The sequence below is a fragment of the Pseudoxanthomonas sp. LjRoot204_2 genome (genome assembly GCF_056175765.1).
In genome coordinates this window covers 1-2,746 of the sequence record NZ_JBGFFG010000433.1, presented here as the reverse complement: position 1 = coordinate 2,746, position 2,746 = coordinate 1, and the positions used below count along the sequence as shown (strand labels likewise).

The 2,746-nt window shown below is 62.7% G+C and carries 4 protein-coding genes; all 4 read right to left on the bottom strand.

Annotated elements, in window-relative coordinates:
- The coding region (locus AC04L7_RS16090; RefSeq protein WP_475513404.1) for a hypothetical protein at window positions 1-493 on the bottom strand (493 nt) is incomplete at its 3' end.
- 9 nt (window positions 494-502) lie between these two features.
- Window positions 503-1,468 carry a DotH/IcmK family type IV secretion protein gene (locus tag AC04L7_RS16085; RefSeq protein WP_436001336.1) on the bottom strand — a complete coding sequence of 322 codons (966 nt, stop codon included), beginning with the start codon at window positions 1,466-1,468 and terminating at the stop codon, window positions 503-505.
- A 3-nt stretch (window positions 1,469-1,471) separates the two neighbouring features.
- The gene (locus AC04L7_RS16080; RefSeq protein ID WP_436001338.1) at window positions 1,472-2,170 is read right to left on the bottom strand and encodes a DotI/IcmL/TraM family protein; all 699 of its coding nucleotides are present in this window, start codon (window positions 2,168-2,170) and stop codon (window positions 1,472-1,474) included.
- Between the two features lie 130 nt (window positions 2,171-2,300).
- On the bottom strand, window positions 2,301-2,746 hold a 446-nt coding region (locus AC04L7_RS16075), incomplete at its 5' end, for a hypothetical protein (protein WP_475513403.1).

Genomic DNA, 2,746 nt, shown 5'->3' with positions numbered 1-2,746 from the left:
TCATTGCGGTTTGGCGGGCCAGAATCGCCTGTTCGTTCGCCGCCAGGCTCGCTTGGTAGGCCGGGTCATCGGCGGGATTCATCGGCGGGGGCACGACGACCGGCTGTACGGCCGCAGCCGGCGCTGCTGCCATACCGGGGGTGGTCGGCTCTACTGCCGGATCGATCAGCGACTGCTCAACAGTGCCTCGCGGCACGGGGATCGAGCTGGTTCCATCAGCCAGCGCGTTCTCGGCGCTCTCTTTGTTGCTAGCAGCGAGCAGCGCGTCGTACTCGGCCGTCGACTCGCCAGCAGTCTCGAACGAACCCTGCACTTCGGGCGCAGCCGACACCTCGCTTGCCAGTGCGGGGTCCTTACTTTCACCGGAGCCTGAAAGAATCATGCCCAGGACGACCACCATCACGATGACGCCGATGATGGTGCCCAGGAATATCGTGCGAGTCCGCGGATTGGACATCGCAGACTTCACATTGGAGGCTTTCGACGTGCTCATGCAGATGCCTCAGTAGCCGGTGATCGTGACGCTGGCCGTGTCATTGCCGGCAAGCAGCATCAGTACGGGCGTGGGTGGGATGACGTAGACGGCAGATCCATCGGGCGCCTTGACCATTTCCAGGTGCGCCGGGGAGAGCAGCGTGGAAGATGCCGGCGTGCGGACGTAAAACCGATCGCCCATGGACCAGGCCTGCACCGCATCACTGCTGGTGCGAAGCGCCTTGGAACCTTCGGGCGTGAAGCCGCCGAGCATCGACATTGTTTCGTTGCCGACGTTGCCCGGCAGGCCTGACGCCTGCACCACGCCCTTGGCAGTCACACCGCGAACGCGGACATCGACGCGGTAGTCCACTTCTCGCTGACCCGAGATGAGAGTCAGGGCGACGGGAGCGCTGACGCCTTCGAGCGCCACCACGATGTTCCCGCTGGCATAAAGCGACTTGGGCGATAGCGAAACGAAACTGGTGGTCCCGTCTTCCTGTGCCGAGTGCGTGAGGCTGAATCCTTCCGGCGCGCCCAGATCAACCGCTCGGATGCTCAGCGGGTTGCCGAGCTGGTCCATGAACACCACGGTGGTCACATGGTTGGCGAACAAGCGCACAACCGGCGGCGTCGCACCCGGCGCCAGGTTGGCGACCACGGAGGACGACACGGCCTTGGGCGTGTATCGCGGTTGTTCCGCCGCTGCACGCTCGGCCTGCTCCATCATCCGCGCCATTTCACGAATCTGCTGCGGCGTGAGCGGTGCGGACTCGTTGGACAGACGCTTGAAGGATTCTTGACCGACCTCCGGCAACGGCGGCAGAGGGGGAATTTCTGCAGCCGGTACCGGGGCCGGGGGGACTGAGGCTTGTGCAGCAACGGCCGCCTGTGGCGCGGGCGCTGCACTGCCAGGGGTGGGGATCGCCTGCGCCGCAGCCACCGAAGGCAGGGCGAGTGCGAGGGAAACGATCGCGAGCAGGCTCGGACGCATGACTTATTCCTCCTTGACCACGTACTGCGCGATGCCCACGGAGAACCTGTTCTCGTTGGTTCGCTGCAACAGGGCGGTCACGAGGTGACGCTGGGCGGTATTGCTCTTGCCGTCCGGACCACCCTGATAGGTGAGCTGGATGGGCATCTGCACTTCCCACGTGTACACGCCGTTGCGCTTGCCCTGGCGAATGACGATGGCAGGGCCCGTGGCAACTGAGCTCACGATCAGGCGGCGCTCACGGACCTGCGTCAGAGCACCAGATCGGGTCAGCGCTTCTGCGAACTGCTCCCAGCCTGCGTCGGTGAAGCACTCCTGCGCCTCGGCAAGGCGCTTCTGGTAGTCGACGAAGTTGTAGTCGTTGGCTTGGCTGACGCAGACCTTGAAGCGCTCAAGCAGCTGGCCTTGCGTTACCACCGGATCGGACACGGCGAGAATCGGAGCGATTCGGCCGTTAGTGTCGATGGTGAAATATTCGCGCTTGCCCTGCGCCAGCAGCACACCTTGGTACGCGATCACGCCAGCCAAGGCAGCCATGATCAGCAGCAGCACCAACACGACAGTGATCAATCGGCCGAAGTTCTTCTTGTAGAAGGCGGCTTTGGCGATCTCCGCCGCGCTCAAGGCGATGCCCGCCATGCGCATCTTCTCCAGCACCCTCGGATCGATCTCACCTTGGGTGTTGCTGGTGCTAACTGACATTTGAGTTTCCCCGCTAACTTTCGTTGTAGTAAGTTGCTAGGCGAACAATACACGACCACATACTCGGACGCAACGGCGCCCGAGAAGCGGTAGTGAAAGGGTTACAGCGGGTTGAGGCGGAGCTCTGGCGTCAGTGCGCCAGCTCGCCTTCCAGATCGATCAGATCTTCATCGCCACAGTTCAGGGCGACCATCTCGGCCACCTTCGATCGCGCCTGAGCGAGCGAGAGATGGGAGGTAATGCGAAGGCCAAGCGCCTCCAGCGAGGCATACAGCTCTTTTTCCGTGCCGGCGACGGCAAAGCCCGAGACAGGCCCACCCTGCTGGTCGGCGTATACACCGCTGATGGCGTATACCTCTTCCCCAACGAAGTGGCGATCGCGACCTGGCAGCAGATTGATGAAGTCCGTCTCGGGCACTTCACTGCTACGCACCGCGATCAGCTCCAGGACTTCCAACGTCTCCTGGATCTCGTCCAGACCACTGATGGCCTGGACGGAAAAGCCGTAAGAGGCCATCGCATCGATAACCTGCTCATGCGTTTGCGCACGCGCGTAACCGGCCTTCACACTGAAAG